Genomic DNA, 18087 nt, shown 5'->3' with positions numbered 1-18087 from the left:
CCAGACCGCACACCCACCAGCCCCACGACAAGGAGCACCACCATGACCAGCAGCACCAGCCCGTTCAGCGCCAACCTCAACTCCACCATCAACGTGCTGACCTCGGCCCTCCGTGACCTCGGCCACGACCTGCCCGACGACCTCACCGCCGAACTCGATGCCATCGACGCCGCCACCCAGATCCCCAACGACCTGATCCCCGACTCCGAGCAGGCCGCCCGGCGCTGGTACGACCTCCATCGCGAAGGCCAGGACCCTTCCAAGGACAAGAGCGTGGCGGCGCTCCTCAGCCGCAACCGCGACACCACCTACGGGCTGGAGATCGGGCTCAAGAAGATCAAGGAGGAGGCCAAGTACGACGCCGTCACCGACGCCGCCGACGGGATCATCGACACCCTCCGTAACGACGTCGCCGAAGCCCAAGAGGTGATCGACGAAGCGCGTCGACACATCGGGGGCGTCACCACCGAGACCCGAGTCTCCGGGCTCAGCCCAGACGGCCACCGCGAGCACGCCCGCGCCCGGGAAGCTTTCGTCCGGGCCGACCTCGCCCGGCGAGCCTGGACCGTCCTCGCCCAGCACACCAGGGCCGCCACCTGGCGTCCCGGGCACATCGAGGAACTCCTCAACGTCTGTGACCTCACCCTTGACGAACTCCACGCGCTCAACGAGACCGTCAACCTGGCCAGGACCCGAGGCGGCATCGGGCCCCGCGTCGACAGGCACGACGCCCGCACCATCGTCGCCCACGGTCACCGGCTCGCCCTCGCCACCTTCGCCGAGTACAACGAGCGCAAGGCCCGCCTCACCAAGGAGGCCGAACACCAGCGGGCCGCCGCTCAGGAGGCGTTCCGCCGTGACATCGCCTCGGGTGGCGCGATGGCCGTGCCCATCCACGGACCCGGCGGACGCTGACCCCGGGCAAACTGTCGACTTAGCCACCGGACCTGTAACCACCGTCGGGGCAACCGGCTCCCTGGTGAGACCACGTCACCCCGGAGGGACCCGGACGGCGACGATCAGGACCAGCCGGACACGGTGAGGGGGTAGGGGGAGGACCCCCACCCCCACCTCCGGCAGCCACCCCTTGGCATAGGGCTAATACCCCCCTGCTGGGGAACCCCCATCTTGGAGAACTCAGCCCATGCCCCGTCCGAACCCAGAACGAGACGCCCAAGCCCTCCGGCTCCACCTGGCCGGGGCCTCCTACGCCGACATCGCCAAGGCCATGGGATGGGCCCACAAGCCAGCCGCCTTCAAAGCCGTGCGGCGAGCCCTGGCCAGTGCCCGGACCACCGTGGACCTGCGGGAAGCCGCCGACACCGAACTGCTGCGACTGGACGCCATGCTGACCGGGCTTTGGCCCAAAGCTCGTCGCGGTGAGCCGGAGGCCGTGGACCGGGTGCTGAGGATCAGTCGACGCCAGGGGGAACTGCGGGACCTGCTGGACCAGGAACCCCCGCCACCCCCGGACCGGGAGACGGGGCTGTCTGAGTTCGAGCGCCGGATGCGGGAGCGGGAACACCGCCGTCACCAGTGACACGCGCGGGTGGCACCACCCGCGCGTAGACCGACCTCCGCGACCAGCATCATCAGGTTGGTCACGACCATCACGACGGCCGGGTCTACCCAACCCCCGACGTCGCCAACTAGCGGGTGATCCGGCCCCGCGTCTTGGCTGCTGGCGTCGCCTTGACTGCGCCTGCGCGTGACGCATTCTCGTGCTTGGAAAGACGCCGGGAAACACCCGGTGACCTGCCCAAAGGAGAGAAAGACCATGACCGAGAACACCACCACCGCCACCGTCACCCGTGAAGCCCTCAAGAACGGCAAGTTCCGGTTCCGGGTCAACGGCGAGGTCACCCTCAAGGCCAGCGTCCGGGGGTACGACTGGGCCAGCCTCTACAAGGACACCGACGGCAAGGTCCACGCCTGGTTCCACGCTCGCCAGGACCTGGCCATGAAGGGGAACGCCGACGCCAACAAGGTCCCCGGCCTGACCCAGTTAGGGATCGCCGAGATCACCGAGTACGTCCCCGCCGAGACCACGAAGGCCGCCAAGAAGGAGACCGCCGTGACCAAGACCGACGCCAAGCCGGAGACCAAGAAGACCCCCGCGAAGCGGGTCGAGTACACCCCGCAGGGCCGGATCAACGCGAAGAAGGAGTACACCGTCCAGGAGGCCGCCGACCTGATGGGCATGTCGGCCAACGCGATGAACCACTGGTTCCGCCGGGACTACTTCCCCACGGAGTGGATCACCCGCGACGGGTCGGCTCGGAAGGTCCGCGTGGTCAAGGGTGCCGACCTGTCCACCTACGTCAAGACCCGTGCCGCCGAGGTCAAGGCCAAGGCGACGACCAAGGCCTGAGACCTGCACGAACAACGACCCGGGACCCCAGGAGGGGGACCGGGTCGTTTGCCGTTCCCGCTGGCTACCTGCGCGGACGGCTGCACGGCCGTGGGGATCGTGATGGAGGTCGTGGACCTGTCAGGGCTGCCAGGACCGCAGATCGGCTATGCGTGTGAAGACCGATCCAGCCCCCTACGCCGACTCCGGCTCCAGGTCGTCCGGGGCCGACGTCGACCGGTTCAAGGCTGCCGCCACCAGGGCTCGACGCTCGTCGCTGGGCAGTTTCAAGCATGGTGGGTGGGAGCCGATTCCACCCCACCGCAGGTGGCACGTCGTGCAGACCTCTGCGTCATCCATCCCTGGCCCTCGAATCCCGTCGCGTCGTTGGATCGCCCCACTGCCACGGCGTACGTCGGAGACCACGGCCCTTTGTGGTTCCAACCCCCTGGCAGCGGGGCGTATCTCAACCCTGATCGGTGCGACCAGTGGGCGTAGGTGGGCGCAAACCACCACGTCAGGTGGGGGTGATCTCCCCACCTGACGTGGTGGTGGGCCATCACCTCCGACCCCTATCCTGGGATTGGTCCCACTCTCGTGCCTAAGGCCAGGCCCATGCCGACTTCACCGAACCCCGACGTACTTGCCGCCCGCGCCATCGGCGAGCGCATCCAGAACATCCGCACCCGCACCGGCCGTACCCGAGCCGTCATCGCCGGTCTCGTCGGCCGGTCCGAAGACTGGCTGCGCGACGTCGAGAAAGGTCGCCTCCAACACCCGCCGGGACTGGAGATGTTGCTCAAGATCGGCCAGGCCCTCGGCGTACGCGACCTGACCGAGATCACCGGGGAACACCAGTTGCTGGTCGGCATCAGTCGCCGAGCCGGACACCCCGTCGTCCCCGCCATCCGGGAGGCCATTGAAGGCGTCGACCTCCAGCCCCTCCCGACGCCGGTCGACACCACCGAGTTGGCCGCCCGGGTCGAACGGGCCTGGAGGCTGTGGCACACCTCCACCACCCCACGTGCAGACGCCGGGGCGATGCTCCCCGAACTGATCCGTGACGGCCGTCGTGCCCTGCGGACCCTGGAAGGACAGGAGCGCCGGGACGCTGCCGCCGCACTGTCCGGTGCCTACGCCCTGTCCGAGCAGGTCCTGGCCTGGGTCGCCGACGCCCCACTGCTGTGGCTCGCCGCTGACCGGTGCATGGCCGCTGCCGAGATCGCCGACGACCCGGTGACCCTAGCCTCGGCCTCCTGGGTGATCGGGAACGTGTGGCGCTCCACGGGTCGTGAGGACGACGCCTACCGGCTCGCCACCGACGCTGTGGCCCTGCTGGAGCCCCACCTGGACGACAACGAGGACGCCCAAGCCATGTGGGGTGCCTGCCAGTTGCACGGCGCGATCACAGCCGCCCGGATCGGTCGGGAGGGTGACGCACTGCGTGGGATCGACCAGGCCATGACCATGGCGCGCGCGTTACCCGCCGGGTCGGCTCACCCCTGGACCCTGTTCGGCGTGGCCAACACCGACATCAGTGCCGTGTCCGTCCAGGTGGACCTCCGCAAGTCCGGCGGCGCATTGGACGTCGCGAGCGCGGTGGACCCCGACGCGGTCCCCTCGGTGGACCGACGGGCCAGGCTGTGGCTGGAACTGTCCCGGGCCTACGCCCAGCAGCAGGACTGGCTCGGCAGCCTCGGGGCGCTACGCACCGGCACCGGCATCAGCGAGGAGTCGATGCGGTCCCACCCGCTGGCGCGGTCCCTGGCCTCCGAGTTGGTCACGCATGGCGGTCGCCTCAACGAACGAGAGTCCCGGGCGCTGGCCACCCGGCTTGGGGTCACTGCCTAGTTCCCGCCCCATCGCCACGGAATCTCGACCATCATGGCGAGTTGTGGACACAGCATGGATCAGCGCGGGCAGCGGTCTCCTCGGCGCTCTCATCGGCGCAGGGACCGCCCTGGCCGCCAAGTTCGTCGATACGCGTCACGAGCGCGCGATGGAGAGTCGCCGCCAGGTGGAAGACGTCCTCATGAAGTTCTGGGAGGCCATCGACCGTGGATGGCGTACCCACGAGGCGTCGGAGTACACGATCGGGGAGATGCAGATCGAGCAGGAGGCAGGGAACTCGATCGAGGACCTCGAGGCCCGACGCCGCAGCCAGTTGAGGGAGGTGGCCGAGGCTGGTCGGGAGGCTCGGTTCCTAGCGGCGCGCATGAGGTTTCTCGGGTGGCCTATCGCCGACACGGCCGATGCGCTCCGAACCGCCACGGGCTGGGTGGATCTCGACAGCGCAGAGTGCATTCGGAAACGAGAGGCAGCCCTGGCCAAGTTCCAGGCGGAGGCGACGGAGGCTATCGGGAAGGCGGATCGTCGTGGCTGGCCGCGGGGTACCAAATCCCCCAACTTGTAATCAGGCCAAAGAGGCCATCGGGTGGCAGGCCAGACCCGGACCCGACGGCAGCATCACCACCATCACACCCACCGGGCACACCTACACCAGCCCGCCACCCGACACCTGGGCACAAGACCCACCAGACGAGTCAGCAGCGATGCACTCGGCCATGCCTCAAGCCATGTCTCAAGCCATGTCTCCAGGCGAGATCCGGCTGCGCAACCTGCTCCTCGAGCACCACGACGCGGCCTGACGCCCCCGGCTCGAGGAACGTTCTTCGGATCGGTGCTTGACCTTGACGCTACGTCAGGCCTGCACGCTTCTTCCACGGCCCCAAACCGAGGACCAGACAACAGGCACCGAAACGAAGGAGCACCACCATGTCCACCATCCTCACCCGCCTCATCGGCGACAAGAAGGACTGGAAGCGCACGGAAGCCCGCGCCGCCGAACTCCCCGCCGACTACCGCACCGTCTACGGCGAGATGAAGAACTATCTGTGGCGCTTCACCACCGGCGACGGCATGGACATCGTCGAGATCCTGCGCGACATTCTGGATCTCTTCGAGACCGAGGCTGCCGCCGGGCGCAGCGTCCTCGAGGTCACCGGACCCGACCTGGCCGCGTTCTGCGACGCCCGGCTGCCCGAGCAGCACGACGCCTACCGCGCCAAGCTGCGGGCCAACCTCAACCAGGTCGCCCAGAGGCTGGCATGAGGTGGCGGGAAAACGTAAGAGCCCCGCTGGCGTCTCGGGTCACCAGCGGGGCAAGAACAATGTTGCCGCATCACCTAAGGGGTTGTCACCCCCTTTCGGCAAAATCTGCAGAATTTTGCATTGCAAGATCCTGGTGGGCCCGAAACGGCTGCAGGCGGCACCCGTCAGATGACCGTCCCGACGTCGTTGGCGACGATGTTGTCCATCGCGCGCTCGGCGACGGCGGCGATGGTCATCGACGGGTTGCAGGCGCCGGTCGTCCCCGGGATGAGCGCGCCGTCGAGGACGTAGAGGCCGTCCTGGCCCTGCACCCGGCCTTCGAGGTCGCACACGGTGCCCATGTTGGCGCCGCCGAGCGGGTGCCAGGTGCTGTTGACGATGGTGTTGGTGTCGATCAGGGCGCCGATCCCGCCGCTGATCCGGGAGACCCGCTCGTTGATCACGCGATAGCTGGCCGAGTCGCCGCCGAAGGGGAAGCGCAGGCTCACCGAGTCGGTCAGCGAGCTGTAGCGGAAGCTGCCACGGTCCGCGCTGACCCCGAAGCCGACCAGCATCGTGGCGCCCAGGTCGAGGCCGAGGGGGAGAGGCGGCAGCGATGCCTGGATGACGGTGTTGGCCGTGGCCGGGTCGGCCCACTCCTGGCTCTGGTAGACGACGGGCCCACCCTGCGTACCGGTGAGGTCCTCGTCGAAGGGGCGCCACATGTAGATCCGGTCGCCGTTGGTGCCCCAACCCTGGCCGAGCTGCTCGGGAAGGTCCGGGATGGTGCCCGTCGCGGCGGCACGGACCAGCAGCTTGCTGGTGTTGAGCGAGCCGGCCGCCATCACCAGCGCACGGGTGGTCAGGATCTTCTGCTCGACCACGTCGCCGACGTCGTTCGTGCGGTCGACGTGCACCTCCCAGCGGCCGTCGGCGGCCCGGGCGACCGACGTCACGTTGTGACGGGTGGCGACGTGCACCAGGCCGGTGGCCTCGGCCTGCTTGATGTAGGTGACGTCGACGGAGTGCTTGCCGCCGTTGTTGACGCCGAGCGCGCAGTCGCCGTTGGTGTAGGACGGCGCCATCTCGCCGCGCAGCTCCGCGAGCGCGTAGGACCAGTCGATCGGCATCGGGATCTTCCGCAGGTCGTAGCCAGCAGCGCGTACGCGTTCGCCGAACGTACGCGAGACCCGGTAGTTGTCCGAGGCGATCAGCTCGTCGGGTGCGGTCGCGGCGCCCAGCATCCTGGCGACACGCGGGTAGTGGACCCGGTCCATCAGGTCGTAGTCGAGCTCGTTCGGGAACCAGGTGTTGAAGACCTCGGCGGAGGGCTGCAGCGTCATGCCCTGGTAGACCAGCGAGCCGCCGCCGACCCCGGCCGCGCACATGGCGAGCATGTTCTGACCGAGGACGGGCTCGAGCAGACCGACGTACGGACCGAAGTCCAGGGGAGTGCCGAGCAGGTTCTGCAGCGGCTTGACGGCCTCGGGCGTGGTGGTGTGGAACAGCACCCGCTTGTCGAGCGAACGGATCGTCGGAAAGGTCTGCGCGTCCGGGCCCGTCGGCCAGCGGCGGCCGCGCTCGAGCACGGTGACGGGTACGCCGGCCTCGGCCAGCCGCAGCGCGGCCACCCCGCCGCCGAACCCGGACCCGATGACGACCGCCCGGTGCTCTTCCCGCACCAGGGAGACCCGGCGGGGAGAGGTGGCTGTGGCAGGGCCGGCGAGCAGCCCGGTCGCGGCAGCGCCGGCAGCGCCGGCAGCACCGGCCAGAAACGTACGTCGTGAGGCTGAGGACATGGTCAAGGGGACTCCCTCGGCTCGTGAATCGTCGGCTACTGCCGCGTAAGAGTTGACGAACGGGCGAGGTGTGTCAAGGTTCACAGCCGCGTTCTGGACAACTGTGTCCGGAACGCGACACGTCCCCGAGCCCGCCGCGCAGCAACGCAGGTGGCGTAACCGCAGCCATGTAGGCTGACCGCACTTCCAACAGCTAAGGACGATCTGAACCCCGATGGACGGACCGCAACCCGGCCAATATCCATGCTCGCTGTCCGATCCGAGGCCGTGCCGATCGAGGTCGGCGTGATGACCGAGATCCTGTTCATCTTCCTGGCACTGCTGCTGGTCGCCGCCTGTGGAGTGTTCGTGGCGGCCGAGTTCTCCCTGGTCACGGTCGACCACGCCCAGGTGGAGATGGCCGCCGAGCAGGGCGACAAGGGCGCCCAGGGCGTGCTGCGCGCCATGAAGGAGCTCTCCAGCAACCTCTCCGGCGCGCAGGTGGGCATCACCGTCACCAACCTCGGCATCGGCTGGATGTCCGAGCCGGCGATCGCCGAGCTGATCGACGCGCCGCTGCTCGCCACCGGGCTGCCCGAGGGTGCGGTGGCGGCGATCGCGGTCGCGATCGCGCTGATCCTCTCCACGATCGTGACCATGCTCTTCGGTGAGCTCGTCCCCAAGAACCTCGCACTTGCCCTGCCCCTGGAGACCGCACGCGTCACGCAGGCCCCGATGCGGGCCTTCACCCGGCTCATGCGCGGCCCGATCAAGGTGCTCAACGGCACCGCCAACGCGATCGTGCGCCGCCTGGGCATGGAGCCCCAGGAGGAGCTGCGCTCGGCGCGCAGCTCGGCCGAGCTCTCCTCGCTGATCCAGCGCAGCGCCCACGAGGGCACCCTCGACGCCGACACCGCCGAGCTGATGGAGCGCTCGGTCGAGTTCGGCACCCGCACCGCGGGGGAGATCATGACCCCGCGCGTACGTGTCCACAGCCTCGACCACAACGACCGCGCCGAGGCGCTGATCGAGCTCACCCGGCGTACGGGCAACTCCCGCTTCCCGGTGCTCGACGACAACGAGGCCGTGGTCGGCACCGTGCACGTCAAGGCCGCCGTGGCGCTGCCGGTGCACGAGCGGCCCACGGCGAAGGTCAAGCACCTGATGGTGCCGCCGGTGGTCGTGCCCGACTCGCTGCGCCTGGACCCGCTGATGGCACTGCTGCGCGCCGAGGGGTTCCAGCTGGCCGTGGTGCTCGACGAGTACGGCGACCAGGCCGGCATCGTCACCCTCGAGGACGTCATCGAGGAGATCGTCGGCGATATCGCAGACGAGCACGACCCGCTCAGCGCCCGGGCCCGGCTGCGCCGCGACGGCGGCTGGTCCCTGTCGGGGCTGCTGCGCCCCGACGAGGTCGAGGACATCACCGGTGTCGCGCTGCCCGAGGGGGAGGACTACGACACCGTCGCCGGTCTGATGCTGAGCCTGCTGGGCCGCATCCCGGAGCCGGGCGCGAGCGCGGAGCTGACCGTGCCCGGCAACCCGCCGCCCGACTCCGACGACGACGACGTCTACGCGAGATACGTGAAGCTGACCGTGGAGATCATGGACGGGCGCCGGATCGACCGGATCTCGATGCAGGTGATCGGCTGATGTCGACCACGATGGGACTCCTGCTCGGCCTGGTGCTGCTGCTCGCCAACGCCTTCTTCGTGGGTTCGGAGTTCGCCCTGGTCTCGGCCCGGCGCAGCCAGATCGAGCCCGCCGCCCAGGCCGGCTCGCAGATGGCCAGGATCACGCTGCGGGCGATGGAGAACATCAGCCTGATGATGGCCGGCGCCCAGCTGGGCATCACCGTCTGCTCGGTGCTGCTGCTGGCGATCACCGAGCCGGCGCTCGCCCACCTGCTCGAGCCCGGCTTCGACCTGATCGGTCTCCCCGAAGGGTTCCACCACCCGGTCGCGTTCGTGATCGCGATGCTCGTCGTCACCTATCTGCACGTCGTGGTCGGCGAGATGGTGCCGAAGAACATCGCGCTGGCCGGACCCGACAAGGCGGCCCTGGTCCTCGGCCCGGCCATCTACGCGATCGTCTACGTGCTGCGCCCGATCATCGTCGGCTTCAACTACGTCGCCAACGTCTGCGTCCGGGCGCTCGGCATCGAGCCCAAGGACGAGGTGAGCTCCGCCTTCACCCGCGCCGAGGTGGCCGCGATGGTCGAGGAGTCCCGCGGCGAAGGGCTCCTGGAGGAGGACGAGTACGGCCGCCTGGCCGGCGCGCTCGGCTTCACCGAGAAGACGGTCGCCAAGGTCACCATCCCGATCGCCGACTGGACGATCGTGCCGCGCGGCGCCTCGGGCGCCGACATCGAGGCGGTGTGCGCCACGACCGGCTACAGCCGGTTCCCGGTCGCCGACGACGGCGGCGATCTGGTCGGCTACCTGCACATCAAGGACGTGCTCGAGCCCGATGACGTACGCCGCCGGCAGCCGGTCCAGAACAAGTGGATCCGGCCCTTCGCGACGGTCACCCCCGACGACGCGCTCCACGAGACGCTGGAGACCCTCCAGCGCCGCGGCGCCCACCTGGCACGCGTCGTCCGCGAGGACGGCAGCACCATCGGGCTGGCCACGCTGGAGGACGTCATCGAGGAGCTGGTCGGCGAGATCCGCGACGCCGCCCATGCCGATGACTCGACGACTACCGAGTAACCACTAGGGTTTGTCCGTGCCGCGTCTGGTGACAGAGGAGAGCCCGCAGATGCCCAACCGTCGATCCGGTGATCCCCGCCTGCAACATGGCCGGGGCTCGCGGCAGCGACCGCAGGGCTCGGCCGACCGCAACCAGCCCGCGCTCGGCAAGCTGCTCAGCATCCTGCGGCTCGTCTACGCGCCGGTGATGCTGTGGGCGGTGGTGATCGCCAAGGACGACACCATCGCGCTGGCCGCGTTCGGTCTCGCGGTGGTCACCGACCTGCTCGACAGCTGGCTGAACCGCAAGCAGCTCGGCCGCCGCCGTTCGGGCGAGGTGCTCGACGTGGCGGCCAACACCGTCTTCGTCCTGGCCGGAACGTTCGCGCTCTGGCAGATCGACGTGGTTCCGTGGCCGATCGCGCTGCTGGTGCCGCTGCGGCTCGCGGGTCTGCTGGCGATGATCCCGGCGCTGCGCAGCCGTGGGGTGCGTACGCTGCCGGTCCATCTGCTCGGCAAGGTCGGCGCCTTCTTCATGCTGGCCTTCTTCCCGCTGCTCTATCTCAGCCATGACATCCCCGAGACCCTCGACCTCGGCCTGGAGCCGAGCCTCCCGATCCAGCTGGCGCAGGCGTTCGGCTGGGCGTTCGCGCTGTGGGGGATCCTGCTGCTGTGGTGGAGCCTGGTGCTCTACGCCCAGGAGGTGCGTCGTCTGATGGCCACCACGCCGCCGTTGGAGAAGGGCGGGGCCACCCGTGCCTGACCAGATCCCCGGCTCCGAGGACCTTCGCGCCTACGTCACCAAGCCACTGCTCGACCGCATCACCGACCAGGCGATCGACTCCGACTACAAGGCCGCCGCCGCGCGGCGGGAGCCCTCGGAGGAGGACTCGACACGACGGCGCCGGCCGGGACTGCGGGCGATGGTGATCGTGGGCCTCTTCGCACTGCTCGCCACGACGGCCGCGGTGCAGACCTCTCGCACCGAGGACATCCGCCAGACCAGCAGACAGGTCCTGGTCGACCGCATCGAGCAGCGCCAGGCTCGGATCGCCGACCTGCACCGCCAGATCTCCTCGCTCCGGGAGGACAACCAGCGGAGCGAGGCGTCGCTGAACTCCCTCGGCCTGCGGGCCAAGTCGGCGTCCTCGACCGCTGTCTCGACCGCGGAGGAGACCGGGTTCGCACCGGTGACCGGCTCGGGGATCCGGATCACGATCGACAACGCCGCCGACGGCAACGAGGGCGGCACGGTCCGCGACTACGATCTCGCCGTGATCGTCAACGGGCTGTGGGAGGCGGGCGCCACCGCGGTGTCCGTCGACGGCCAGCGGGTCACCCCGCGCAGCGGCGTGATCACCTCCGGCGCCACGCTCCGGATGAACGACGTCTCGCTCTCGCCGCCCTATGAGGTCTCGGCCATCGGCGACACGCGTACGCTGGCCGCACGCTTCGCCGAGACGGTCTCCGGTGCGATGATCCGCACCACGACGCAGGACTACGGAATGCCCTTCGAGATCGAGAACATCGACCGGCTCACCCTTCCCGCGGCGCCACCTGATCTGCTGGAGTTGACCCAGCTCGGGACCGAGTCCGACGACAAGGACTCCGAGGGCACCAAGGGCTCTGCGAGGCCTACTGACAACACCGACGAAGACAAGCAAGAGAGCAGCGAAGGGGACCGCGAAGAATGATCGCCGTCATCGGCCTAGTGATCGGCATCGTGCTGGGACTGTTCTTCCAGCCTGACGTACCCGTCGGGTTGGCGCCTTACCTGCCGATCGCCGTCGTCGCCGCGCTGGACGCCGTCTTCGGCGCGCTGCGCGCGTTCATGGACGGCATCTTCGACGACAAGGTCTTCGTCGTCTCGTTCATCAGCAACGTCGTCATCGCCGCCGGCATCGTCTACCTCGGTGACCGCCTCGGCGTCGGCGGCCAGCTGTCCACGGGCGTCATCGTCGTCCTCGGCATCCGCATCTTCACCAACGTCGCAGCCATCCGGAGGCACATCTTCCATGCCTGACCGGAAGAGGAGGCCACCGGTGAAGCGCACCGCGGCCAAGCGGACCCCGGCCAAGAAGGCACCGGCTACGAAGCCCGCCGAGCCCGTGGAGGAGGCGGTGACCGAGCCGACCGAGACCGTGGCCGACGACGGCGACACCCCGGAAGCTGAGGACGAAGGTACTCAGGCCGCCGAGCAGGCTTCGACCGGTGAGTCTGCCGAGGTGGCCGAGGCTGCCGAGTTGTCGGGCACGGACGAGGCTGATGAGGCGACGTCTGATGAGGCTGAGGAGCCTGTGGACGACGCGGCCGGGTCCGAGGAGACGCCCGAGGAGCCGGACGACGCCGAGGAGGCGGAGGACGGGCCTGTCGAGTCGACCGACGAACTGGCTGACGTCGAGGATGCCGATCCGGGCGAGGAACCCGCCGACGGTCCGGAGTCCGATGCTGACGCGCCGGCTGAGGTTGCTGAGGTGGCTGAGGCGGAGGAGCCCGCGGCCGACGAGGTCGACGCGATCGAGGAGGCCGGGGAGTCAGACGAACCTGCCGAGTCAGACGAGCCCGCTGAGAGCGACAAGCCCGTTGCGGCCGAAGAGGGCTCTGAGACCGACGAGGTCGCCGAGGCCGAGGAGGAGCCGGCGCCGCTGGTGGGCAGGGCACGGCTCTTCGACGCGCTCACCCACTTCCGGCGCGGCCAGGCGGCCGTGGCGGTCCTGCTCTGCGTACTCGGCTATGCGGCCGTGGTGCAGGTCCAGACGAACACCGAGGACTCGACGTACGCCGGTCTGCGTGAGCAGGAGCTGATCGACATCCTCTCCGGCCTGGCCGGTACGACGCAGAAGGCCCAGGAGCAGATCGAGGAGCTCGAGGACACCCGCGACGAGCTCGAGGACCAGACCCTCCAGCAGCAGACCGCGCTGCAGCGCGCCGAGGAGCAGGTCGACACGCTCCGGGTGATCGCCGGGACCGTGCCGGTCAGCGGGCCGGGGGTCACGATCGAGATCGACCCCGGCCCCGACCCGCTGCGGCTGACCGCTCTGCTCGACCTGATCGAGGAGCTGCGCACCAGCGGCGCCGAGGCGATGGAGATCGAGGGCGCCGACGGGGAGGCCGTACGCCTGGTCGCGTCGTCCTCGATCGAGGTCAGCCAGCCCGCTCCCGGACTCAACGTCGCCGGCGAGCTGATCAGTCCGCCCTACCGTCTCAAGGTGATCGGGCCGCCCGACACGCTGGCCGGTGCGATCGACTTCTACCAGGGGCCGCAGGACCAGCTCGAGCAGCAGGGCGCGGAGGTCAAGGTGGAGTCGGAGGAGAAGATCGACATCGAGTCGATCCACACCGTGTCCCGCTGAACCTTTCGTCGGTGGGTCGCAGTAGGGTTTCGTCAACAGGTTCGCGGGACGATCTTTCGCGGCCAGACCAGTACGCCTGATGAGGAGATGCCCGTGTACCCCGAGGACCTGAAGTACACCAGCGAGCACGAGTGGCTGCGCAACCCTGGCGAGACCGAGGGCTCCGTACGGATCGGGATCACCAACTACGCCCAGGACGCCCTCGGCGACATCGTCTACGTCTCGATGCCGGCGGTCGGTGACACGATCAAGGCGGGGGAGAGCTGCGGCGAGCTCGAGTCGACCAAGTCGGTCAGCGACATCTACGCGCCGATCTCCGGCGAGGTCGTGGCGGTCAACGGCTCGCTCGACGCCACGCCCGAGCTGGTCAACGACGACCCCTACGGCGGCGGGTGGCTCTTCGAGGTCACCCCGGCCGATCCCGCCGAGCTGGAGAGCCTCCTCGACGCCGCGGCGTACGAGGCATCACTCGACGCCTAAGAAATGGGCGCAGCCCGACCGAACACCTGGGCCGACCTGATAGGTTTCGAATACCATCCCTCAACGTTGACTTGAGGGTGTGTGCCGGCCCTCGATGAACCTGGAGCTACAAAATGTCCGTGTGCCCCGCTTGCGGCAGCCAGAACCCCGACGAAGCGCGGTTCTGCTCGCAGTGTGGCGTAAGCCTGACCGGGACCGACCAGACCTCGACGATTCAGCTCGGGGCTGACGCCGACACCTCCGACCGGGTGCTCAGCCCGATCGAGGCGGCCACCGTCGAGGCCCTGCCACGAGGCAACGGCATGCTCGTCGTGCAGCGTGGTCCCGGAGCCGGAAGCCGCTTCCTCCTCGACCAGGACACCGTGGTCGCGGGTCGTCACCCGGACAGCGACATCTTCCTCGATGACGTCACCGTCTCGCGTCGCCACGCGGAGTTCGCGCGCACCGGCGACACCTTCGAGGTCTCCGACGTCGGCAGCCTCAACGGCACCTACGTCAACCGCGACCGCATCGAGAAGGTCGTCCTCAAGGACGGCGACGAGGTCCAGGTCGGGAAGTTCCGGCTCGTCTTCTACGCCGGGCACGAAGGGGCGTAGCCGATGGCCGCCGCCGCGATGCCTGACCCTCAACGGCCGGCTAGCGACTCGGGGGAGCGGCTCAACATCGGGCAGGTCCTGGACCAGTTGCGTCCTGACTTTCCCGCGGTCACCATCCCGAAGATCCGGTTTCTCGAGGACAAGGGACTGATCAAGCCGGAGCGTACGCCCGCGGGCTACCGCAAGTTCTCCCGCCGCGACGTGGAGCGGTTGCGCTACATCCTGCGGATGCAGCGTGACCACTACCTGCCGCTGAAGGTCATCGGTGAGCATCTCGACGCGATCGACCGCGGCCTCGAGCCGCCGGCGATCGAGCCGACCGTGCCCACCGTCCCGACGGTCGCTCTGACGCCCGACGGCGCGCCGGGAGCGGAGTCGTTCCGGCGTACGGACCACATGCGGATCTCGCGACGCGAGCTGCTGAAGATCGCCGAGGTCGACGACGCGCTGCTGACCGAGCTGGAGAAGATGGCGCTGGTGGTGCCGCTGCGCAGCGGTCACTACGACACCGACGCCCTCGCGATCGCGCGCACGGCCAAGGAGCTTGCCGAGTTCGGCATCGAGCCCCGTCACCTGCGCGGCATGAAGGCCGCAGCCGACCGCGAGGTCGGTCTGATCGAGCAGATCGTGGCGCCGCTGCGGCGCCCGGGTAATGCCGGAGCGCAGGGCCGGGCCGAGGAGATCGGCAGCGAGATCGCGTCTCTGGCGGTCCGTCTGCACGCCACATTGGTGAAGTCCGGGCTGCGCGCCCGCTGACCGGGCTGCTGTCGTGCCCCGGAGACGGGTAGGGTGGATGACATGCGCGAGGTCGATGTGCTCGGAGTCCGAGTGGAGATGCCCTCCAACCAGCCGATCGTGCTGTTGCGCGAGGTGGCGGGTGAGCGATACCTGCCCATCTGGATCGGTGCGGTGGAGGCGACCGCGATCGCCTTCGCCCAGCAGGGTGTGGTGCCGCCGAGGCCGTTGACCCACGACCTGCTCAAGGACGTGGTGGAGGCGACCGGCAACGAGCTCACCGAGGTGCAGATCACCTCGGTGACCGACCGCGTCTTCTACGCCAACCTGGTCTTCGCCTCGGGCGTCGAGGTGAGCGCACGGCCCTCGGACTCGATCGCGCTGGCGCTGCGTACGGGGACCAAGATCGTGGTCGCCGACGAGGTCCTCGACGAGGCGGGGCTCGCCGTCCCGGCCGAGCAGGAGGACGAGATCGAGAAGTTCCGCGAGTTCCTCGACGAGATCACGCCCGAGGACTTCGAGTCCCACTAGGCACGTTCACTCGCTGAGTGCGAGCATCGCCTTCTCGTCGACCGTGTCGGCTTCGGCCTGGTAGACGACCATGCGCTGACCGCCGGTGCGGGCGAGCTGCATGACCTCGTAGGTGAGCGTCATCCGGCCCACTCGCGGATGCTCGAACGTCTTGGTGCCGCCGCTGCGCTCGCACACGTCATAGAGCTCCCAGATCTCGGCGAACTCCGGCGACTTGAGCAGCAGCTCGCCGACCAGCGCGGCCAGACGGGGTGAGTCGACGTCGGTGCCGCCGACGGCGCGCAGGTTGGCCACCGAGCTGGCCACCGTCTCGCGCCACGGGTCGAGCAGATGTCGCCCGACCGGGTCGAGGAAGAGGTAGCGGGTCAGGTTCCGGTGCTCGCCGGGCCCGTCCCACAGGCCGGGGTAGAGCCGCCGTCCGGGCCGGTTGGTCGCGAGGATGTCGTTGTGCCGGCTGACCACGAAGGCGGGCAGCGGCCGCAGGGTCTCGAGCATGACGAGCACCGAGGGACGTACGGTCATGTCGGTCGTCGCCCGCGGCTCGCTGAAGCGTCCGGAGGCGACCTCGGCGAGCTCGTGCAGGCGCTGGTGGGCGTCGCCGGTGAGGCGCAGCGTACGGGCCAGGGAGTCCAGGACCGCCGTGGACGGGTTGGTCTCGCGGCCGCGCTCCAGCCGGGTGTAGTAGTCGACCGACACGCCCGCGAGGGCAGCCAGCTCCTCACGCCGGAGCCCCGGGGTACGCCGCACTCCCGTGCCTGCGGGCAGACCTGCCTCTTCGGGGGTCACCCGTGCGCGGCGGGCCCGCAGGTAGCGCCCGAGCTCAGTCGCAGCCATCTCGCTCATCCCCACCAGTGTGCCGTACGTCGCCGCGATGTGAGGGGCCGTGTCATACCCACCCCTGGCGGCACCTCGGCATCGCGCGGTCTGCCTCATCGCGCGACGCGCGGCCAGACTCTTCGGCAGGACGATCCTGAGGAGGAACCCGATGACCGTACTTGCCGACGAGACGTCGACACGACACCTGGCTGCGCTGCCGGCGGGGAGCGTTCGAGCGCTGCTGGCCGCGTTGCTGGGCTTCACCGTGATCACCGTCGACGTCTCCGCGGTGAACATCGCCCTGCCCTATCTGCACCGGGATCTCGGCGGAGGGATGGCCGGCCTGCAATGGGTGGTGGACGCGTACACGTTGATGTTCGCGGCGCTGATGCTCTCCGCGGGCGCGGTGACCGACCGCATCGGTCCGGTGCGCGCCTACGGGCTGGGTGTCGTGCTGTTCACCGCTGCGTCGCTGGCGTGCGCGGCGGCCCCGGTGATGCCGGTGCTCATCGCGGCGCGGGTGTTCCAGGGTGCCGCCGCGGCGCTGGTGATGCCGGCCTCGCTCGCCCTGGTCCGGGCGGCCTACGACGACGCCCGGGCCCGCGCGCAGGCCATCGCGGTGTGGACGATCGGGGGATCGGCGGCGATGGCGCTGGGGCCGGTGGCCGGTGGCCTGCTGAGCGAGTACGCCGGCTGGCGCTGGGTCTTCCTGGTCAACGTGCCGATCGGGATCCTGATCGTGGCCCTGCTCGCCGGCCTGCGGATCGGGCAGCTGCGCCACCGCGCACCGCTCGACCTCCCCGGCCAGGCGCTCGCCGTGGTCGCGCTGTCCACGTTGACGTACGCCGTCATCGAGGCCGGTCACACCGGCTGGCACACGGGCGCCCTGCTCGCAGCGGCGGCATCGGCTGCGGCAGCCGTCGCCTTCGTCGTGGTCGAGCGCCGCTCCGCGGCGCCGGTGCTGCCGCTCGGCCTGCTGGCCCGCGGCAGGGTGGCGGTCGCCCTGGTCTCCGGGTTCGGCATCAACTTCGGGTTCTACGGCGGCATCTTCCTGCTCGGCCTCTACTACCAGCAGGTGCGGGGCTGGACCGGTGCGGAGGCCGGGTTGATGTTCGTCATCCCGGCGGCCCTCACCACCTGCGCCAACATCGTGGCACCGCGGCTGGCGCATGTCGTCGGCCGGCGTCCGCTCATCGTCGGGGGCCAACTGATCCTGGGGGTGGCGATGCTCGTGCTGCTCCCGCTCGCGACGACCACTCCGGTCTGGCTGGTCCTCGTCCTCCTGGTCCCGTTCGCGACCGGCGGAGCCCTGGCGATCACCCTCGTCACCGCTGACCTGATCGACGCCGTCGAGCCCGCCCGGGTGGGTGTCGCCACCGGTGCGCTCAGCACCTTTCGGCAGACGGGTGGCGCGATCGCGGTCGCCGTGTTCGGGGGTCTCGGTGCCGGCGCGACCGGCATCCTCACCCTGCCCGGGATGCGGGTCTGCCTCCTCGTCGGTGCCGTCGTGCTGCTGCTGACGGCGCTGGTCGCCACCGGCGGGGCGCGCAAAGCCTCAGCCTCTGCTTGAGGGTTAGGCCCAGCGACACGCCGGAGGGGGTTCTTTGACCAGGGACCTTGCGGCGCTTACCTTGTAGTTGTCTCTGTTGTAACTCCAACGATGTGGTC

General features: G+C 69.3%; 19 protein-coding genes. 17 read left to right on the top strand and 2 right to left on the bottom strand.

The window, feature by feature from the left end; genetic code table 11:
* Positions 1–42: 42 nt before the first annotated feature.
* The 6 genes from ACIA03_RS06095 (at position 43) to ACIA03_RS06070 (ending at position 5461) form a co-directional block, all read left to right on the top strand.
* Complete coding sequence (locus ACIA03_RS06095; protein ID WP_396980280.1) at positions 43–915, top strand: hypothetical protein; 873 nt, start codon at positions 43–45, stop codon at positions 913–915.
* A 229-nt stretch (positions 916–1144) separates the two neighbouring features.
* Positions 1145–1540: a hypothetical protein gene (locus ACIA03_RS06090; protein ID WP_396980279.1), complete on the top strand. Its 396-nt coding sequence runs from the start codon at positions 1145–1147 to the stop codon at positions 1538–1540.
* 237 nt (positions 1541–1777) lie between these two features.
* A complete protein-coding gene (locus ACIA03_RS06085) occupies positions 1778–2371 on the top strand; it encodes a hypothetical protein (protein WP_396980278.1) in 594 nt (197 codons plus the stop codon).
* Between the two features lie 594 nt (positions 2372–2965).
* Positions 2966–4201, top strand: coding sequence for a helix-turn-helix domain-containing protein (locus ACIA03_RS06080; protein ID WP_396980277.1), 1236 nt, complete (start codon positions 2966–2968; stop codon positions 4199–4201).
* A 43-nt stretch (positions 4202–4244) separates the two neighbouring features.
* The gene (locus ACIA03_RS06075; RefSeq protein WP_396980276.1) at positions 4245–4763 is read left to right on the top strand and encodes a hypothetical protein; all 519 of its coding nucleotides are present in this window, start codon (positions 4245–4247) and stop codon (positions 4761–4763) included.
* A gap of 362 nt (positions 4764–5125) precedes the next feature.
* Positions 5126–5461: a DUF1048 domain-containing protein gene (locus tag ACIA03_RS06070; RefSeq protein WP_396980275.1), complete on the top strand. Its 336-nt coding sequence runs from the start codon at positions 5126–5128 to the stop codon at positions 5459–5461.
* A gap of 164 nt (positions 5462–5625) precedes the next feature.
* On the opposite strand, the gene ACIA03_RS06065 is transcribed toward ACIA03_RS06070, so the two are convergent.
* Positions 5626–7239 (bottom strand): GMC oxidoreductase, encoded by a 1614-nt coding sequence (locus ACIA03_RS06065; RefSeq protein WP_396980274.1) that lies wholly within the window; start codon positions 7237–7239, stop codon positions 5626–5628.
* 243 nt (positions 7240–7482) lie between these two features.
* On the opposite strand from ACIA03_RS06065, the gene ACIA03_RS06060 reads away from it, so the two are divergent.
* The 10 genes from ACIA03_RS06060 (at position 7483) to ACIA03_RS06015 (ending at position 15603) form a co-directional block, all read left to right on the top strand.
* Positions 7483–8871: a hemolysin family protein gene (locus tag ACIA03_RS06060; RefSeq protein ID WP_396980273.1), complete on the top strand. Its 1389-nt coding sequence runs from the start codon at positions 7483–7485 to the stop codon at positions 8869–8871.
* Positions 8871–9929 carry a hemolysin family protein gene (locus ACIA03_RS06055; RefSeq protein WP_396980272.1) on the top strand — a complete coding sequence of 353 codons (1059 nt, stop codon included), beginning with the start codon at positions 8871–8873 and terminating at the stop codon, positions 9927–9929. The genes ACIA03_RS06060 and ACIA03_RS06055 overlap by 1 nt, the downstream gene beginning before the upstream one ends.
* Before the next feature lie 49 nt (positions 9930–9978).
* Positions 9979–10671, top strand: coding sequence for a CDP-alcohol phosphatidyltransferase family protein (locus tag ACIA03_RS06050; RefSeq protein WP_396980270.1), 693 nt, complete (start codon positions 9979–9981; stop codon positions 10669–10671).
* Complete coding sequence (locus ACIA03_RS06045) at positions 10664–11602, top strand: DUF881 domain-containing protein (protein ID WP_396980268.1); 939 nt, start codon at positions 10664–10666, stop codon at positions 11600–11602. The genes ACIA03_RS06050 and ACIA03_RS06045 overlap by 8 nt, the downstream gene beginning before the upstream one ends.
* Entirely contained in the window at positions 11599–11931 is a 333-nt protein-coding gene (locus tag ACIA03_RS06040) for a small basic family protein (RefSeq protein WP_396980266.1), read from the top strand. Before ACIA03_RS06045 ends, ACIA03_RS06040 begins: the two co-directional genes overlap by 4 nt.
* A gap of 19 nt (positions 11932–11950) precedes the next feature.
* Entirely contained in the window at positions 11951–13261 is a 1311-nt protein-coding gene (locus ACIA03_RS06035) for a DUF881 domain-containing protein (protein ID WP_396980264.1), read from the top strand.
* 93 nt (positions 13262–13354) lie between these two features.
* Entirely contained in the window at positions 13355–13741 is a 387-nt protein-coding gene (gene gcvH, locus ACIA03_RS06030) for a glycine cleavage system protein GcvH (protein WP_378901631.1), read from the top strand.
* Positions 13742–13854: 113 nt separating this feature from the next.
* Complete coding sequence (locus ACIA03_RS06025) at positions 13855–14337, top strand: FHA domain-containing protein (RefSeq protein ID WP_091042036.1); 483 nt, start codon at positions 13855–13857, stop codon at positions 14335–14337.
* Between the two features lie 3 nt (positions 14338–14340).
* Positions 14341–15093, top strand: a complete 753-nt coding sequence (locus ACIA03_RS06020) for a MerR family transcriptional regulator (RefSeq protein ID WP_396980262.1) — start codon at positions 14341–14343, stop codon at positions 15091–15093.
* A gap of 42 nt (positions 15094–15135) precedes the next feature.
* The gene (locus ACIA03_RS06015; protein ID WP_040755456.1) at positions 15136–15603 is read left to right on the top strand and encodes a bifunctional nuclease family protein; all 468 of its coding nucleotides are present in this window, start codon (positions 15136–15138) and stop codon (positions 15601–15603) included.
* Between the two features lie 6 nt (positions 15604–15609).
* On the opposite strand, the gene ACIA03_RS06010 is transcribed toward ACIA03_RS06015, so the two are convergent.
* Positions 15610–16446, bottom strand: a complete 837-nt coding sequence (locus tag ACIA03_RS06010; protein WP_396980259.1) for a helix-turn-helix transcriptional regulator — start codon at positions 16444–16446, stop codon at positions 15610–15612.
* Between the two features lie 142 nt (positions 16447–16588).
* Here ACIA03_RS06010 and ACIA03_RS06005 point away from each other — a divergent pair, with 142 nt between their 5' ends.
* Positions 16589–17989, top strand: coding sequence for an MFS transporter (locus ACIA03_RS06005; RefSeq protein WP_396980257.1), 1401 nt, complete (start codon positions 16589–16591; stop codon positions 17987–17989).
* The last annotated feature ends 98 nt before the right edge of the window (positions 17990–18087 follow it).

The sequence above is a fragment of the Nocardioides sp. NPDC051685 genome (assembly GCF_044453405.1).
Taxonomy (GTDB): Bacteria; Actinomycetota; Actinomycetes; order Propionibacteriales; family Nocardioidaceae; genus Nocardioides.
Note: the sequence above shows the minus strand (reverse complement) of the source record. Positions and strands in the feature narration are given on the sequence as shown.